At 58.6% G+C, this 14,787-nt stretch carries 14 protein-coding genes and 3 pseudogenes; 11 read left to right on the forward strand and 6 right to left on the reverse strand.

Annotated elements, in window-relative coordinates; genetic code table 11:
- The 3 genes and pseudogenes from RO069_RS14385 to RO069_RS14395 all read left to right on the forward strand — a co-directional run bounded on the left by RO069_RS14385 (window position 1) and on the right by RO069_RS14395 (window position 3,227).
- Window positions 1–1,152 carry an acyl-CoA dehydrogenase family protein gene (locus RO069_RS14385; RefSeq protein WP_091854672.1) on the forward strand — a complete coding sequence of 384 codons (1,152 nt, stop codon included), beginning with the start codon at window positions 1–3 and terminating at the stop codon, window positions 1,150–1,152.
- Between the two features lie 25 nt (window positions 1,153–1,177).
- Entirely contained in the window at window positions 1,178–2,308 is a 1,131-nt protein-coding gene (locus tag RO069_RS14390) for an acyl-CoA dehydrogenase family protein (RefSeq protein ID WP_091854670.1), read from the forward strand.
- A gap of 138 nt (window positions 2,309–2,446) precedes the next feature.
- Window positions 2,447–3,227: pseudogene (locus RO069_RS14395) on the forward strand (SDR family NAD(P)-dependent oxidoreductase).
- Window positions 3,228–3,313: 86 nt separating this feature from the next.
- On the opposite strand, the pseudogene RO069_RS14400 reads toward RO069_RS14395, so the two are convergent.
- Window positions 3,314–3,807: pseudogene (locus RO069_RS14400) on the reverse strand (alpha/beta hydrolase); the annotation flags it as partial.
- 47 nt (window positions 3,808–3,854) lie between these two features.
- Window positions 3,855–3,992: a hypothetical protein gene (locus tag RO069_RS14405; RefSeq protein ID WP_425434107.1), complete on the reverse strand. Its 138-nt coding sequence runs from the start codon at window positions 3,990–3,992 to the stop codon at window positions 3,855–3,857.
- Between the two features lie 12 nt (window positions 3,993–4,004).
- On the opposite strand from RO069_RS14405, the gene RO069_RS14410 reads away from it, so the two are divergent.
- Complete coding sequence (locus RO069_RS14410) at window positions 4,005–4,271, forward strand: hypothetical protein (RefSeq protein WP_143066641.1); 267 nt, start codon at window positions 4,005–4,007, stop codon at window positions 4,269–4,271.
- A gap of 170 nt (window positions 4,272–4,441) precedes the next feature.
- On the opposite strand, the gene RO069_RS14415 is transcribed toward RO069_RS14410, so the two are convergent.
- From RO069_RS14415 to RO069_RS14425, 3 genes are read right to left on the reverse strand one after another with little or no spacing between them, the layout of a single operon-like run.
- Window positions 4,442–5,332 carry an alpha/beta fold hydrolase gene (locus tag RO069_RS14415; RefSeq protein ID WP_091854666.1) on the reverse strand — a complete coding sequence of 297 codons (891 nt, stop codon included), beginning with the start codon at window positions 5,330–5,332 and terminating at the stop codon, window positions 4,442–4,444.
- Entirely contained in the window at window positions 5,322–5,813 is a 492-nt protein-coding gene (locus tag RO069_RS14420; protein WP_091854664.1) for a PaaI family thioesterase, read from the reverse strand. Before RO069_RS14420 ends, RO069_RS14415 begins: the two co-directional genes overlap by 11 nt.
- Window positions 5,810–6,295 (reverse strand): PaaI family thioesterase, encoded by a 486-nt coding sequence (locus RO069_RS14425; RefSeq protein WP_091854662.1) that lies wholly within the window; start codon window positions 6,293–6,295, stop codon window positions 5,810–5,812. Before RO069_RS14425 ends, RO069_RS14420 begins: the two co-directional genes overlap by 4 nt.
- Before the next feature lie 260 nt (window positions 6,296–6,555).
- On the opposite strand from RO069_RS14425, the gene RO069_RS14430 reads away from it, so the two are divergent.
- The 3 genes from RO069_RS14430 (at window position 6,556) to RO069_RS14440 (ending at window position 8,979) form a co-directional block, all read left to right on the forward strand.
- Window positions 6,556–7,170: a TetR/AcrR family transcriptional regulator gene (locus tag RO069_RS14430; protein ID WP_091854660.1), complete on the forward strand. Its 615-nt coding sequence runs from the start codon at window positions 6,556–6,558 to the stop codon at window positions 7,168–7,170.
- Window positions 7,171–7,550: 380 nt separating this feature from the next.
- The gene (locus RO069_RS14435; RefSeq protein ID WP_091854658.1) at window positions 7,551–8,390 is read left to right on the forward strand and encodes a universal stress protein; all 840 of its coding nucleotides are present in this window, start codon (window positions 7,551–7,553) and stop codon (window positions 8,388–8,390) included.
- 457 nt (window positions 8,391–8,847) lie between these two features.
- On the forward strand, window positions 8,848–8,979 hold the full coding sequence (locus RO069_RS14440; RefSeq protein WP_281247036.1) for a hypothetical protein: 132 nt from the start codon (window positions 8,848–8,850) through the stop codon (window positions 8,977–8,979).
- Here the strand turns inward: RO069_RS14440 and RO069_RS14445 are convergent.
- Window positions 8,955–10,208 (reverse strand): annotated as a pseudogene (locus RO069_RS14445) (IS256 family transposase). The gene RO069_RS14440 and the pseudogene RO069_RS14445 overlap by 25 nt on opposite strands.
- A gap of 146 nt (window positions 10,209–10,354) precedes the next feature.
- Here RO069_RS14445 and RO069_RS14450 point away from each other — a divergent pair.
- The 4 genes from RO069_RS14450 to dctP all read left to right on the forward strand — a co-directional run bounded on the left by RO069_RS14450 (window position 10,355) and on the right by dctP (window position 14,739).
- Complete coding sequence (locus tag RO069_RS14450; protein WP_091854656.1) at window positions 10,355–11,509, forward strand: C4-dicarboxylate TRAP transporter substrate-binding protein; 1,155 nt, start codon at window positions 10,355–10,357, stop codon at window positions 11,507–11,509.
- Window positions 11,510–11,846: 337 nt separating this feature from the next.
- Window positions 11,847–12,275 carry a TRAP transporter small permease subunit gene (locus RO069_RS14455; protein WP_218144833.1) on the forward strand — a complete coding sequence of 143 codons (429 nt, stop codon included), beginning with the start codon at window positions 11,847–11,849 and terminating at the stop codon, window positions 12,273–12,275.
- Window positions 12,269–13,594: a TRAP transporter large permease gene (locus tag RO069_RS14460; protein ID WP_091854652.1), complete on the forward strand. Its 1,326-nt coding sequence runs from the start codon at window positions 12,269–12,271 to the stop codon at window positions 13,592–13,594. Before RO069_RS14455 ends, RO069_RS14460 begins: the two co-directional genes overlap by 7 nt.
- A gap of 38 nt (window positions 13,595–13,632) precedes the next feature.
- Window positions 13,633–14,739, forward strand: coding sequence for a TRAP transporter substrate-binding protein DctP (gene dctP / locus RO069_RS14465; protein ID WP_091854650.1), 1,107 nt, complete (start codon window positions 13,633–13,635; stop codon window positions 14,737–14,739).
- The last annotated feature ends 48 nt before the right edge of the window (window positions 14,740–14,787 follow it).

The raw sequence follows: 14,787 nt of genomic DNA on the forward strand, positions 1-14,787 counted from the left end.
ATGAACCTTGACTTTTCACCCGAAGACCAGGCATTTCGTGCCGAGGTCCGTGCCTGGATGCGCGACAACGTGCCGCAGCAGGTGGGCCCGTCCATCGGCATTCCCAGCCATAAGGAGACACAGTTTGCCTGGGAGCGCAAACTCGGAGCCAAGGGGTGGCTCGCCTACACCTGGCCCAAGGAATACGGCGGCCCCGGCTGGACCGCTACCCAGCAGTATATCTTTGACACGGAGAGAGCGCTGGCCGGCGCGCCGCCATGCGGTCCGTTTGGCCTGTCCATGCTCGGACCGGTGTTGATGCGCTATGGCAATGAAGCGCAGAAGCAACGCTATCTGCCGCCGATCGCGCGGGGCGAGGAATTCTGGTGCCAGGGCTATTCGGAGCCAGGGGCGGGGTCGGACCTAGCCTCTCTCAAAACCCGGGCCGTACGGGAAGAGGATCATTACATTGTCAACGGCCAGAAGATCTGGACGACCCAGGCACACTGGGCCGACTTTATATTCTGCCTGGTCCGCACCAATCCCGACGGGCCCAAGCAGCAGGGCATTTCGTTCCTGCTGATCGATATGGCCACACCGGGAATCGAGATCCGGCCGATTACCACTATCGATGGGCACCATCACCTTAACGAGGTTTTCCTCACCGACGTTCGCGTCCCGGTGGAAAACCTGGTGGGCGAGGAAGGGGAGGGCTGGACCATCGCCAAGTACCTGCTCACCCACGAGCGTACCAGCATCGCCGGCGTGGCCGACAGCTATTATCAGCTGGGGCGCCTGCATGAAGCCGTGGCCGATGATCCGGTGTTGAGCCAGGATCCTGTTGTGACGCGCCGCCTGGCTACGCTGGAAGTCGATCTGATGGCTCTTGAATACACCAACCTGCGTACACTTGACCGCGTTGCCAAGGGGCAGCCTCCCGGTAGCGAGTCCTCCGGGCTCAAGATCAAGGGTACCGAGCTGCAGCAGGCCATCTCCGAAGCGCAAATGGAGTTGGGCGGCCTCGGCGCTCTGCCCTGGCTCACCGCTGCTGAGGACGTGCATACGGTGTTTGCCGGTGCCACGCAGCGCTACAACTTCCTGCGTGCAAGCTCGATCTACGGCGGCACCAACGAAATTCAGAAGAACGTACTGGCAAAGCTGCTGCAGCTCTGAAGCGCACAATCGCAAGGACACCGTTATGGACTTTTCTTATTCCCAAGAACAGAAAATGCTACGAGAAAGTGCGGACAAGTTTGCCAACAAGGGCTATGGCTTCGAGCGCTACAAATCCACGCTCGAGCTTCCCGGCCATTGCGATTCCACGCTTTGGTCGCAGATGGCAGAGTTGGGATGGCTCGGCTTGCCACTGCCTGAAGAGGCCGGCGGCCTCGGCGGCAGCGCACTCGACGTGTCACAGATCTGTGAGCCATTGGGCAGCGGCATGGTGCTGGAACCCTATATTGCCAGTGCCGTGCTGCCAGGCCGCCTGCTGAGCCTGTGTGAAGCGGATACTGATCTGCTTGGCGAGCTGGCCGGAGGCGAGGCGCAGTTTGCCGTGGCCTGGGCGGAGCCTGATTCACGCGAGGATCCGGCCTGCTGCACCACGCGCGCGCAAGCCGATGGCGATGGCTATGTACTGAGCGGCCATAAGCAATGCGTGCTGAATGCGCCCAACGCTACCACCCTGATTGTCAGCGCCCGCACCTCCGGCGGCGACCATGACGCGGACGGGATCAGTCTTTTCGCCATTGATCCACAATCCGCCGGTCTCGCGCTCAGGCCCTACCCTGTGATGGGTGGCGGCTATGCAGCCGATATCCGGATCGATCAGCTTCGAGTCGGCGCTGATGCGATGATAGGCTCGGCTGGCAACGGCTTTGCGCCACTGGATGCAGCGCTCGATCATGCCACCGCTGCTGCCTGCGCTCAGGCTCTGGGGGCGATGAATGCGCTACTTGAGCGCACCCGGGAGTATCTGCGGATGCGTAAGCAGTTCGACAAGCCGATCGGCAGTTTCCAGGTACTGCAGCATCGCCTGGTGGATATGTTCATCGAAGTCGAGCAGTCACGTTCGATGGTGATGATGTCCAGTGTGCGCGTGGAAAGCGCTGAGCCCGCGGTAAGGCGGCGTGCCGTGTCCGCAGCCAAGGCCTATCTGGGGCAAGCCAGCAAGTTTGTCGCCCAGCAGGCTGTGCAGCTTCACGGCGGCATTGGTGTAACGGAAGAGCTCGACGTGGGCCATTACTTTCGCCAACTCTCCGCCTTCGGTTCGCTCTACGGCAGCCGCGAGTACCACCTGAGGCGCTTCGCTGCCACCCCATCGGAGTGACGGGCGAAAGGCCGGTCGACTATTGAAGGAACCTGCGGATGGGTGCATTTAACCTGTCTGCGGGGCCGGCTGGCTAGGGTGTAGTCTCTTGCTGGCGAAACAAACCAGATTCAGATATGGAGCAAATAAGGAAAGGTTATGAAGCTCGATTCGTCTGTCAATGCGGTGGTAACCGGCGGTGCGTCCGGCATTGGTGAGGCTGTGGCCCGTCGCTTTGCGGCCTCCGGTGTCAAGGTGGCGATTTTTGACTTCAACGAGGAACGTGGTAAAGCCATCGCTTCCGAGTTGGGGGGGCTTCTGCAAGGTGGACGTGACTTCCGACGAGGCCGTTGATGCCGGTCTTGAAAAATCCCGTGCGACCATCGGTCAGGAGCACATTCTGGTTAATTGCGCTGGTACCGGCAACACCCACAGGACCGCCAGTCGAGACAAGCAGACAGGCGAAATCAAGCATTTTCCCCTGTCTGAGTTCGAAAAGATCATTCAGATCAACCTGATCGGCAGTTTCCGCTGTGCCGCCAAAAGCGCTGCCGGAATGCTGACCCTGGGTGGCATGGAAGACGGTGAGCGTGGCGTCATCATCAACATCTCCTCCGTCGCAGCCCAGGATGGACAGATTGGCCAGGCAGCGTATTCTGCCTCCAAGGCGGGTGTGGTAGGCATGACTCTGCCCATGGCCCGGGACCTGATGAATGAAGGGGTCCGGGTCAATACCATCATGCCCGGTTTGATCAATACTCCCTTGATGCACGGACTGCCGGATAACGTAAAGGAGGCGCTTGCAGCGTCAGTGCCTTTCCCGAAAAGACTGGGTGAGCCGGATGAGATTGCCTCGGTTGTTGAGCTTATGGTGACCAACGGTTACTTCAACGGAGAAAGCGTTCGCCTGGATGGCGCCATCCGCATGGCAGCCCGCTGAGGCTACGGACGCGCATTTATCACAGGACACTCAAGGGCTGTCCCGATCCTCCGGGTAAGCCCCGGCTGTTAACCGGAGGTCCTGGTTCAGGCCGAAGCCTGATTACTGCCCTGACATTCAACTTGCTCCAGGAAGGCCTTTATGTCGTCAAAAGCCTCTTCGGCTTCCGGAAGTTGCGGCACGAATATCTGCCAGACATGCACCATGCCCGGCCAGATATGCAGGGTAACCGGAGAACCTGCCACTTTGGCCCGTGCCGCATAACGTCGGGCATCGTCCAGCAGCATCTCGGAATCACTGGCCTGGATGAGGGTTGGTGGCAGGTTCTCCAGGTTGCCGCGCAGTGGTGAGGCGACAGGGCTGGTTGGGGAGACCGGAATACCGCCAGGGTGGTCCACCACCAGATGACCGGCAGGGGAACTTTTGACAAGCCTCGGAAAACAGGTCCAAGCATGTGGTCGGTATCAGTGTCGCCGCAGTTGCTTAGTGCGGTGAGGGTCAGGTCGGTGGATGGTGAGAAAGCGATGGCCGCATCGGCCTGGCGCAGACCGTTATCCCGAATCCAGGCAATCAGTCCAACCGGGCCCAGAGTTTCGAGGTCACGACCAAGGCGCGGCTATGGATGATTCAGCGGACTATGGCACCGATAATGTCCGGGTCCTGGTGAGAGGCGAACATAAAGTCCATGTCGCTGATGTTCATGTGTCGTGATGCGGCCATCGACAGCGGGGTATAGGCCCATTCGCCGGATCTGGTCGAAATCATCCAACAGACCAAGTGGACGCTCGAAAATGGCGCCCTCTGATTTTCATCTGGCCGGACAGTGTAACGGTTTACCGTAAATATTTTGAGTTGGCCGTTTTGAATCTGGTGAAACAGGAACTGAAGTCTGCCGATCTGGCGGTTGTTCACGGGGGGCGCTTCGATGACCATCGCGATCAACTGGTGAGTTGGTCGGATTACGAGCAGGAAATTGATCAGTACGGGCTGGAAGTGGAGCTTCCCATCGAACCGAAGGCTCTCAATCGCCATCTCAAGGATTAATTGACTCAGGTGAGCCGCTCAGTGGACTCAGTCTTCCCGGATAACACACACGCCGCGATCGAAGACGGTCGCATCGTGATCAAACGCAACCAGAAGCAGGGACTACCGACGAATTGGCAGGCCCTCGATGACAATATTACACGCCGGCTTGGCACTTGCAGCCAAACCTCTCAGCCGGACAAAGCAAGTTGCTGGATTGCACCGCGAACGGTGTCGTTCTGCTCCATAGGCAGAAAATGGGTCGTTCCTGCAACAACCCTCACGTCAGCCGAAGGTAACAGGGTCTGCAGGCGTTTTTGGGACGTCGGCGAGAAGGTTGACCCGCGTTCTGCAGCCAGCGCAATAACCGGGCACCGCAACTGACGAATACCTGGCCACGGGTTGTGTTCGGTATGGGCAAAGGTAACGCTTTCCCACTCCGGGCTGCACGCCAGTTGAAGTTGATCTTCCTGCGGCACGAAGGCGTGCTGGACGTAGGCTTCCAGCCATGCTTCAGGCCAGGTCTTGAAACCACCGCGACCTCGATAGCTGTCCAGCGCGGCAGTGTGCGAATCAAATACCCTGCGCCGACGTGCCGCTCCGGCGGCCAGTGACAACCGATGTGACTGACGCAGCAGCTTGGCCAGCCCCAACTTCAGGCCCTGCACCGGATCCATGATCACCGGTTCCGCCAGAATCAGACCCAGCACTTTGTCAGGCCGGCGGGCAGCGGCCATGATGCTGGTGGTGGCACCGATGGAATGGCCGGCAAGCCAGACCGGCTCGTCCTGGTTATCCAGCAGAGCCGTCATGTCGCGATAATAGGTTTCCCAGCCCCGGAATGTCGAAACATTCGCCGCACCGGCGCTGGCCCCATGCCCCCGCATGTCCCAGGCCAGGACATTGACGTCCGTGGCAAGATCGTCAAGGAGGGGGTGGTACAGGCGGCCATGGAAACCCGTGGCATGTGCCCAGTGCAGCGTAGGGCGCGCTTTGGATTGCGGCCAGCGCCACAGTGCGATGTCTGCGCCATCCGTCGCCCGGAATTCGTCGCGTTCAGGTTTGTTGTGCTTAATGCCCATGACGGTCTTCTTGTTGGGCGACCATTGCCGGGAGCAACAACTGAACCTGACCGCTGGCGATCGGTTTGCTCTTTTCGCCTTGCCAACAGGTCACCTGGACCAGGCTGGTCCGCCTGCCTTGCCGGACAACGTCAGCCCTGGCGAACGTCGATCGGGCCTTCGCGGAGCGGAGGTAATTGATGTGGCTGTCGAGAATGCGCGGGCAACGTGTCTCTGCATCCTGGCTTTGCGCAGCCACCCGCGCGGTGAGTTCGATCAGGGCCCCAAGCACACCGCCATGGAGGGCAGGTAGCATGAAGTTGCCAATCAGTGCTTCACAACACGGCAAATGAACCAATACACCTGCATCACCGCGCTGAACCTCAAGCCCGAGGTGCCGTGCGTAGGGAATGCGCTCCAGCAGAGCCTGCCAGTCAGCAGATTCTTTCCCGCTTTCGGTAGGGCCTGAGATGGGTTGTGCCGAATCGCCAGTTGTGCTCATGCGCCCTCCTTTTTTCGTCCACCGGCCTGGAATTGCTGGCCCTGGGTGTTACGCATGAAGGTGGCGTTTGCCGTCGCCAGCAACTCACGATTGCCCTCGCTAAGGATGTCACAATGAATAAACGCGACCTCGTCCGTTAAATGTCGACAGGTAGCCACCGCTAACAGGGCCTGGTCGCCGCTGGCAGGGCGCAGATAATCCATGCGCAAATCTAGCGTGGCAATGGGCATCAACTCCAGGGCCCCCGCGAATACTGCCAGGCCTCCGGCGGAGTCTGCCAGCGAGTAAAGTACGCTGGTGCAGATTTCTTTCGTATCCTCTTGGGCGAACATCCATGACTGTGGCGTCAGACGCATACAGACCTGGCCCTGGTCTACCGAGACAACCTGCATACCCAGCTCCCTGCCGTGGGGAACCTGCTCGGTGAACTGCCACGCCGTCGTCACAGCGTTACTGTGCTGAGCTCTGTTCGGCTTGGTCATCAGATCTGCCCAGCCTGGCATACATTTCGTACAGGGGCGGAAGTGATGGGAAACCGCTGATTTTCATCGATCATCGCCATATTATTTTCTTCCGAATAGTATCGTTGCTAGATTTTGTTTGGTTAGACAGCCAAAAGTCAAGGCTATGTTTGCGGACAAATGGTATACCGCTTGGGTAATGGTGTACGATCAGTGCAACGAGTCTGGTAGTGGCCGCTCTGATGAATAATAAACGGGCTTGCTGAGGAGATACTTAAGCGATGGTTAACAGACAGATGACTCCTGCAAGCAAACTGGGCGATCAGGTCGACGTTTTGTCTAACGCAGCCAGGCTTTTTCGTGAGAAAGGTTTTGAAAGGACGTCGCTCAAGGAGATTGCCGAGGCCTGCAATATGCTGCCCGGAAGTCTGTATTATCGTTACAACAGCAAGGAAGCGCTGCTTGTCGAGCTGATGCGTCGGGGAGTCGACCTGGTGACCGCAGAGGTCGAGTCGGCTTACGCCAGCTCGGATGACCCGTTCGAGCAATTGCGTCTTTGTATCAACGCACATCTGCGCACCCTCTTGGTGGATTCGGACGCGGTTTACGTGCTGCTGTTTGAATGGCGAGCGCTGGGCCCGGAGGCTCGCGAGGAAATCATCGAACTGCGTGACCAGTACGAGTCCCTGTGGGCCGGTATCCTCGAAACAATGATTGCGCAGGGCGTGGTCCGCAAGAATGTTGACGGCCGTTTGCTTCGCCTGATCGGCCTTGGGGCGCTCAACTGGGTTGCAACCTGGTTCGACCGGAACGGAGTCCATTCACTCGACGCCATTGGTGATTTTATCTGGCAGATCGCCATCGACGGTGTCATCAATAAAGAAGTCAAGGCATAGGATAAACACTGCCCGAAAATGTCTCGATACTCAGAAGCGATACGCAGCCGACACAGTCCCAAAAGAAAGTGCATCTTTATTACTTTCATCCTGACTGGTCGTCGCTCTGAGTGTGAGGGCAATCCGGATTCCAGGCGAATGCTAACCAACGCCCACGCCGCCCAGACCGCCAAAAGGACGCTGGCGCAAGTTGCTGGTTCAGCGCCGGCATAGTGAGCGTGATCGGTGCGCCAAGCTGCTTTTGCCAATGCCGGTGAGCGCTTTATGAGCGGGCGAATGTGTTGCGGGACGAGATGCTGAAAGGCCTCGAAGACGAGGACCTGGAAGTCGCCCTGCGTGTTTTTGAGCAGGTTATGGAAAACGCGACCAGGAGGTGAAGCATGCTACCTAAGGATATCGTTGTCTTTCTTGAAGAGGCTCGACCCTATGACCGACGACTGGCGATCGCCACTGACATCGCCGCGTGCTGGAATGCCTGTCTGATAGCGGTGTTTGTAGCAACGCCACTGAGAGCGATGCCTCATACGCACGCTGTGGCCGGCTCTGCCATGCGCGCCTTGCTCGAACAGCATCGCGTGCGTGTTCGGGACGCAGAGGCTCAGGTCAGGGAGCGCTTTGAGGCAATGGTTCGCGCAAGGGGCATTAGCGCAGAGTGGCGCTTGTCCGAGAGCGAGTTAGCGGAGGAATTAATGCTACACGCGCGCTATGCAGGGCTGGCGTTGGTCCCTCCCTTCGAAAGCTCCCCCGAACCTTCCATGACGGTCAGGATGGCCGAGCACGTTATCTTCGGCTCGGGACGCCCGACTATACTCATTCCTGACGAATGGGCGGCCGGACGGATTGGACGACGTGTCGTTGTCGGCTGGAACGCTAGCCGGGAGGCAACACGAGCGGTCGGCGATGCGTTACCCTTTCTGGCCCAGGCCGAAGCAGTGAAGGTGGTTTGTGTCTGCGATGAACCGGAAGGCGAGCTGGAGTGTAGAGAGGATTTCGGCGCGGACCTGTGTCGCCACCTCGCGCGTTATGGCGTACAGGTAACACTGGAACAAGTCGACGGTGGTAAGGTCGGCCCGATGCTACTCGAACAGGCGCGGGCGTTCAATGCCGACATGCTGGTGATGGGCGCCTATGGCCATACGCGGCTCACCCGGTTAGTGCTCGGTAGCGCTACTCGAGCAGTACTCTGTCAAGCTGCAATTCCCGTGTTGGTGTCCCGTTAAACCAAAACGAGCGGACGGGGTATCGACGGAGCCTTTAGCTTGCGCGATGACTGGGAGGCAGTGTAGGGCTGCTGATGACCGTTCAGATGCTTCGATCAGTTAGCGGTTCAAGTCAATTCGATCCTTCGCGGACCTTCATCACGACGCGGCACGGAGGATGGTTCGAAAAGAATTTTGGGACCTTGGTGCAGCGCAGTTTCTTGTTGACGACCCGCCTACTCTCCGCGTTTAAACCGCAGGTGTGAACGGCCGACTTAGCCAGATCAACCCAGTACGTAACGATTTACATGCTGTTGGGTAGGATGAGTCTCTGTCTCACGTTTTGGAGAAAGGATCGGACCGTTCCATTAACTCTAGGCCGTCCGAGAAGCGCGAGTCAGTCCGCTTCCTGGTAGGCAGCATTGCCTCTCAGTCGTACGCAGTTGCTGTTGTGTGGGCAGGCCTGGGCGGAGAACCCATGGCACCCGAGATCGGGGATGCCGAGATTGTTACGGTTCTGAACGAGCTGGTTGAAGAGCGTCCTCGGCGCGGCTTCGAGTTATTGTCAAATCTGGTGTATGACCATCAGGCGGCATCTCTGCCGGATTGATCATCCACTCGCTCTCCATCCTGAAACTGAACGTTGCTCACGACCAGCTTCAGTTGGTTAAACCCCTTGATCCGTTTCCAGCGTTTCTGGGCGGATTGGAGCAATTTGAACACCATCGCTAACGTGGTGTCGCGGTTGCCACAGGACCGGCTTCGCTTGGTCCTTAGCCTGACTGTGGCGAAGGTGGACTCAATGGGATTCGTGGTCCTCAAGTGAATCCAGTGCGCTGCCGGGAAGTCGTAAAAGGCCAGCAGTTCATCCCGGTCCTTTTCAAGGTTTTCCATGGCCTTCGGGTACTTGTCCCGAAATCGCCTTAACGTGCTGTCAAAGGCTTTGTGAGCGCTATCACGGGTCTCCGCCAGATAGATCTCATGCAGGTCTCACTTCACCTTCGGCTGCACGGACTTGGGCAGCTTGTCCAGCACGTTGGCGGTCTTGTGAACCCAGCACCGCTGGTGCCGGGTATCCGGAAACACCTTGCTCAGCGCTTTCCAGAAGCCCAAAGCCCCGTCGCCTACGGCCCGCTTGGGCGCATTGTCCAGGCCACGTTCCCGCAAGCCGGTGAGCAGCTCTCTCCAGCTGGCTTCGGACTCGCGGTGGCCGTCCTCCACCGCGACCAGCTCCTTGTGCCCATGCTCTGTGACCCCGATGATCACCAGCAGGCACAGCCGATCATCCAGACGAACATTGCTGTAGACACCGTCTGCCCACCAGTAGACGTAGCGCTTCTGGCCCAGATCACGGCGACGCCAATCCTCGTGCTTCTTCAGCCAGCGCGCCTTGAGCCGTGACACCGTGTTGGCGGACAGGCCCTTGGCCTGCTCGCCGACCAGGGCACTCAGGGCCTCCTGGAAATCGCCAGAGGAGACACCGCGCAGGTAGAGCCAGGGGATGAGTTCATCCAGACTCTGGGCCCGCTTCAAATACGGTGGCAGGAGCTGACTATTGAAGCGAATGCCGGAGCCACTGCGGTCCCTGACCTTGGGAACCTGAACGTCAACATCCCCAACGCCTGTCTGGATCGTGCGCTTGGGCAGGTGTCCGTTGCGGACCACCGCCTTGCGACCATCGGGGGTCGACACATCGGCATACTGATCCAATAGTCCCTGAAGCTCGGACTCGACAGCCCGCGCAATCAGGTCACGGGCACCCTGTCGGATCAGGTCGTGCAACGGGTCATTGGTGGCTACTTCTGGCTGTGAAAGAGCATGCAGGTTAGACTTGGACATGGCGTATCCATCCTCTGTTGGTTGTGATCTTGGCGGAGATCAACCAACAGGATACGCCACCTCTTCAACCTGCTTCCATACACCAGAAATCACCATAACTCGCCCGACTACTACCCTGAATGGGTTAATATCATGAGGAGCAAACAATGAAAACAAGAAACCGCACCGCAATCCTTTCAATGGCGACGCTGGCTTCGGCAGTGTTGATGGCCTCTGTTGCTGACGCCCGTGAGCTCAACTATGCACTGGGCGCACCCCCCGGGACACCGGCCCATGAAGCCCTCGAGTTCTACGCTGACAAGGTGGGGGAGCTGTCCGGCGGCGACCTTACGGTAAAGGTCTTTCCATTGTCCCTGCTGAGTTTTGCGGAGATGTCATCCGGAATCCGGGACGGCATTGCTGATATGGGGCTCATTCTGACCCCATACCATGCCGGTGAGTTCCCCCCCATTAACCTGCTGGCGGAGTCTTCCATGCTGTTGACGCTGGAGGAAGAGCTGGAGGCCGGGAAAGAGGGCGTTGCGTTCGGAGCGGCCCTGTCAGAATTCATGATGTTTCGCTGCCCTGAGTGTATCGACCGGTTTGAACAGCAGAACCAGGTCTATCTGGGACATGCGGCAGGCACGGCCTATGGCCTGATGTGTGATGAGCCTGTTATGTCGCTGGAGGATGTCGGTGGCAAGCGGGTCCGGGTTGGGGCGGGTAACTTCGCACGTTGGTCGGAGGCTGTGGGCGCTACGCCTGTCACGATGTCTGCCAACGAAATGCGGGAAGCTATCTCTCAGGGCATCGTGGACTGTATTGCCCTCTCCAGTCCTGAAATCCAAAACTATGGATTGGTTGGCCTGGTAACAGACTTGACCATGGCCGTTCCCGGCGGGGTTTTCCCTTTCGCCTCGTTCCAGACCAATCAGGATCTCTGGCGATCGCTTTCTGATAAGGAACGGGAGACCTTGCTACGTGGTGCTGCGGAAGGAAATGCGGCCATCTCGTGGACCTATGTCGAAGCCGCTGAGGAAAGCTTCGAGCTGGTCCGAGAGGAAGGCGCGCGCTTTCATGAAGCTGACGAATCGCTGGTGAAAGCAACGAGTGACTTTATCGCCACGGATATGGAAACCCTGGTGAAACAGTATGAAGAACGCTACGGGCTCGACAATGCAGAAGCGATGCTGGACGCGTTTCGTCCGATCCTGTCGGACTGGGTAGCCAGGGTAGCTCAGGTGGATAGTCAGGAGGAACTGGCAAACCTCTACTGGGAGCATATTTTTTCGAAAATTGATGTTGCATCTCATGGTCTTTGACGACACCGAGGAACACCTAACTTCAAGGGCTGGATCCTTTGGCACCTGTTTCTTCCCGGAGTCATCGTTGTCGCGCTGGGCTGACTAGCTTGGAATAGGCGCCCGTGGCGGAGGAGGTGGGGCGGGTGGCGATCTGGTAGGTCCAGGGTGGCATTTGTGACCAATCGATTGCTCAAGTGCTGAATGTGAACTACTTTGCAGGAACAGACTTTCGTTTCGTGCGGGTTAGGCTTAAACAACAACAAGTGGTGGCGAAAAGATGAGAGGGTTTTTGCTCGTCGTCGACGGGGTCAATGAGGTCGTGGGTCGGGTTTTCTCTTGGGCAGTCGTACTGATCATGTTGATTACAGTGTATGACGTGGTCATGCGGTTTGCGTTCGGCCAGCCATCACTGTGGGCGTTTGACGTGGTTAAGCAGCTCTACGCGCTGGAGTTCATGATACTCGCCGGCTTCGGCCTGGTGCGTAACGCCCACGTTTCCGTGGACGTATTCACCGCCCGGCTGAGCCGGCGGAAACAGGCCGCCATGGAAGTGGTCTCGTACCTGGTCTTCTTTTTTCCGTTCATGGTCATGCTCATCTGGAAGAGCTACGAGTTCGCGGCTCGCTCCTGGGCCTACGGTGAGACCACCTGGGGAGTTGTTGCCCTCCCCGTGTACCCGATCAAGACGGTGATGGTGGTGGCTTCCGTGCTATTGCTGCTGCAGGGCATTGCCAAGGTCTTCCGCGAACTGGCCGTCCTGGCTGGGAGGGAGGAGGCATGCTGAGCCCGGAGGTTCTTGCCATTTCGATGTTCGCCGGTCTGCTGATCGGTCTGTTCATGGGTCATCCGCTGGCTTTCGTCCTTGGCGGTCTGGCGGTGATATTCGGTTTTCTCGGGCCGGGGCCCCAGGTATTCGGCACCATCATCAACCGCGTCTACGGGGCCATGGACAATTACGTCCTGGTGGCGGTGCCGCTTTTCATTTTCATGGCTCGACTGCTGAGCGACTCCGGAGTTACGGACCGCATGTTCGAGGTGCTCCGGCAACTACTCGGCCCTGTGCGGGGCGGACTCACCCTGGCGGTGATCGGCGTTTCGGTGCTACTGGCTGCCACCACCGGCATTATCGGCGCGTCAATGACCGTCATGGGGCTTCTGGCCCTGCCGGCGATGATGCAGCACAATTACCAGAAGGAGATCAGCTGCGGTGCCATTGCTGCCGGCGGCAGCCTGGGAATCCTTATTCCGCCGAGTATCATGCTTATTATCATGGGCAGTTATGCGTCGCTGTCCGTTGGACAGCTATTTGCCGCTGCGTTAATTCCCGGCGTGGTGCTGGCACTGCTCTACGGGCTCTACGTGGGATTGCGCAGCTTCATCCAGCCGCAGCTGGGTCCCCCCATGACGCGTGAAGAGCGAGACGCTGTCAGCACACGTTCGTTAATGGGCTTGGTTGCCCGGCTGGTGGTCCCACCCCTGCTGCTGGTGCTCGGGGTGCTCGGCTCGATATTCGCCGGTATCGCGACGGCGACAGAGGCAGCGTCCATCGGTGCATTTATCGCCCTGCTGCTGGTCATTGCCTATGGGCGGTTCACCTGGCGTGGCTTTCACGAGTCGGTGGTGGACGCCGGCAAGACCACCACCATGGTGCTGTTCGTGGTGGTTGGCGCCACCGCTTTCACGGGAGTGTTTATCGCTGGGGGCGGCATTGACGTGGCCAGCGAGTTCGTCACCGGTCTCGGTCTGGGCAAATGGGGCACCCTGGTGGTGATGCTGCTGATGGTCTTCGTCCTCGGTATGTTTCTGGACTGGCTGGGCATCATCCTGATCTGCTTCCCTTTGTTTCTGCCCCTGGCCGCCGAATTTGGTTTCGACAAGCTGTGGTTCGTCGTGATCATCGCGCTGGTGCTACAGACCTCGTTTCTGACCCCGCCGTTCGGCTACGCGCTGTTCTATCTCAAGGGCGTGGCGCCGCCCGGGGTGGAGACCGGGCATATCTACAGGGGCGTAATGCCGTTCATCGGCCTGATCCTGTTCGGCACCTTACTGTGCATCATTTATCCGCAACTCATATTGTGGTTACCCGAGCTTCTGTTTGAGTGACAGGGCCGGCCTGCGAAGCGTGACTGGAGGAGATTGAGATGAAATTACAAAAAAGTGTGCTGGCGGCCGGATGTGCCGCTCTGGCTCTGACGACGGCCCAGGGGCTGGCGGCGGAACCAATAAAGATACAGATGACTACGACCTGGCCCTCAGGTATCAGCCTGATTGATTCCGATAAGCACTTCGTGGAGACGGTGAACCAGCTCGCCGGTGACCGCCTGGAGATTGATTTCCACCCGGGTGGCACTCTGGTGCCCTCGACCCAGGTCTTCGATGCTGTCTCCTCGGGGTCTATTGATGCGTCCGTTGACTGGCCGGGTTATTGGGCCGGGAACGACTCGGCCTTCGCGCTACTCGGGTCGTTCCCCATGCTATTGACCGCTGGTGACTACATGCTCTGGCTTCAGCAGTGGGGAGGGTTCGAGGCGTTCCAGAAGGTCTATGGCAAGTTCGATATGGTCTATCTGCCCCATTCGGTGTTGTCCATGGAGTCTGGCCTGCGAACGAAGGAGGCACTGAAGTCGCTGGACGACATGGACGGCAAGCGCCTGCGCATGTCTGGCCGGCCGCAGGGCGAGATCCTCAAGGCTCTGGGCGCGGCCCAGGTACAGCTGCCCGGCGGCGAGGTCTACCAGGCGCTGGAGCGCGGTGTGGTCGCCGGTGCCGAGTTTTCGTCGCCGGGTGTCGACTGGGGGATGGGCTTCCAGGAAGTCACCAGTCACTGGACAGTGCCTGGCTGGCATCAGCCCGGCTCTGTGGGTGGGGTGATGATCAACCGCGAGGTCTGGGAAGAAATGGGACCGGATCTGCAGGCGGTGCTGAAAATCGCCGCCCGGGAAACGATGATGTGGTCGCTGGCTCATTTCGAGAAGACGGCACTTGAGGCGGTGAACAACTTTCTCGATGCCGGCGTCGAGGTCCACAAGCTCTCGGAAGAGGAACTGGAGCGTATCCAACAGATCGCCAATGAGGAGCTGGTCCGCGCCTCTTGCGACAATCCGTTGTACGCGGAAATCGCCTATTCCCAGGTGCGTTTTCTGGAGGATTACGCGACCTGGCGCGAGCTTCAGCAGCCATTCGGATTCGGTCGCAACCTGTCCAGCTTGCCGGATGCGGAGAAGATCAAGTCCTGCATGGACGAGTAAGAAAACTACGGAGTCCTCGGGGATGGTATGAGGCCGTTTCCGAAGGCC

Origin of the sequence: Marinobacter sp. OP 3.4, from assembly GCF_036224885.1 — a bacterium.
GTDB lineage: Bacteria > Pseudomonadota > Gammaproteobacteria > Pseudomonadales > Oleiphilaceae > Marinobacter.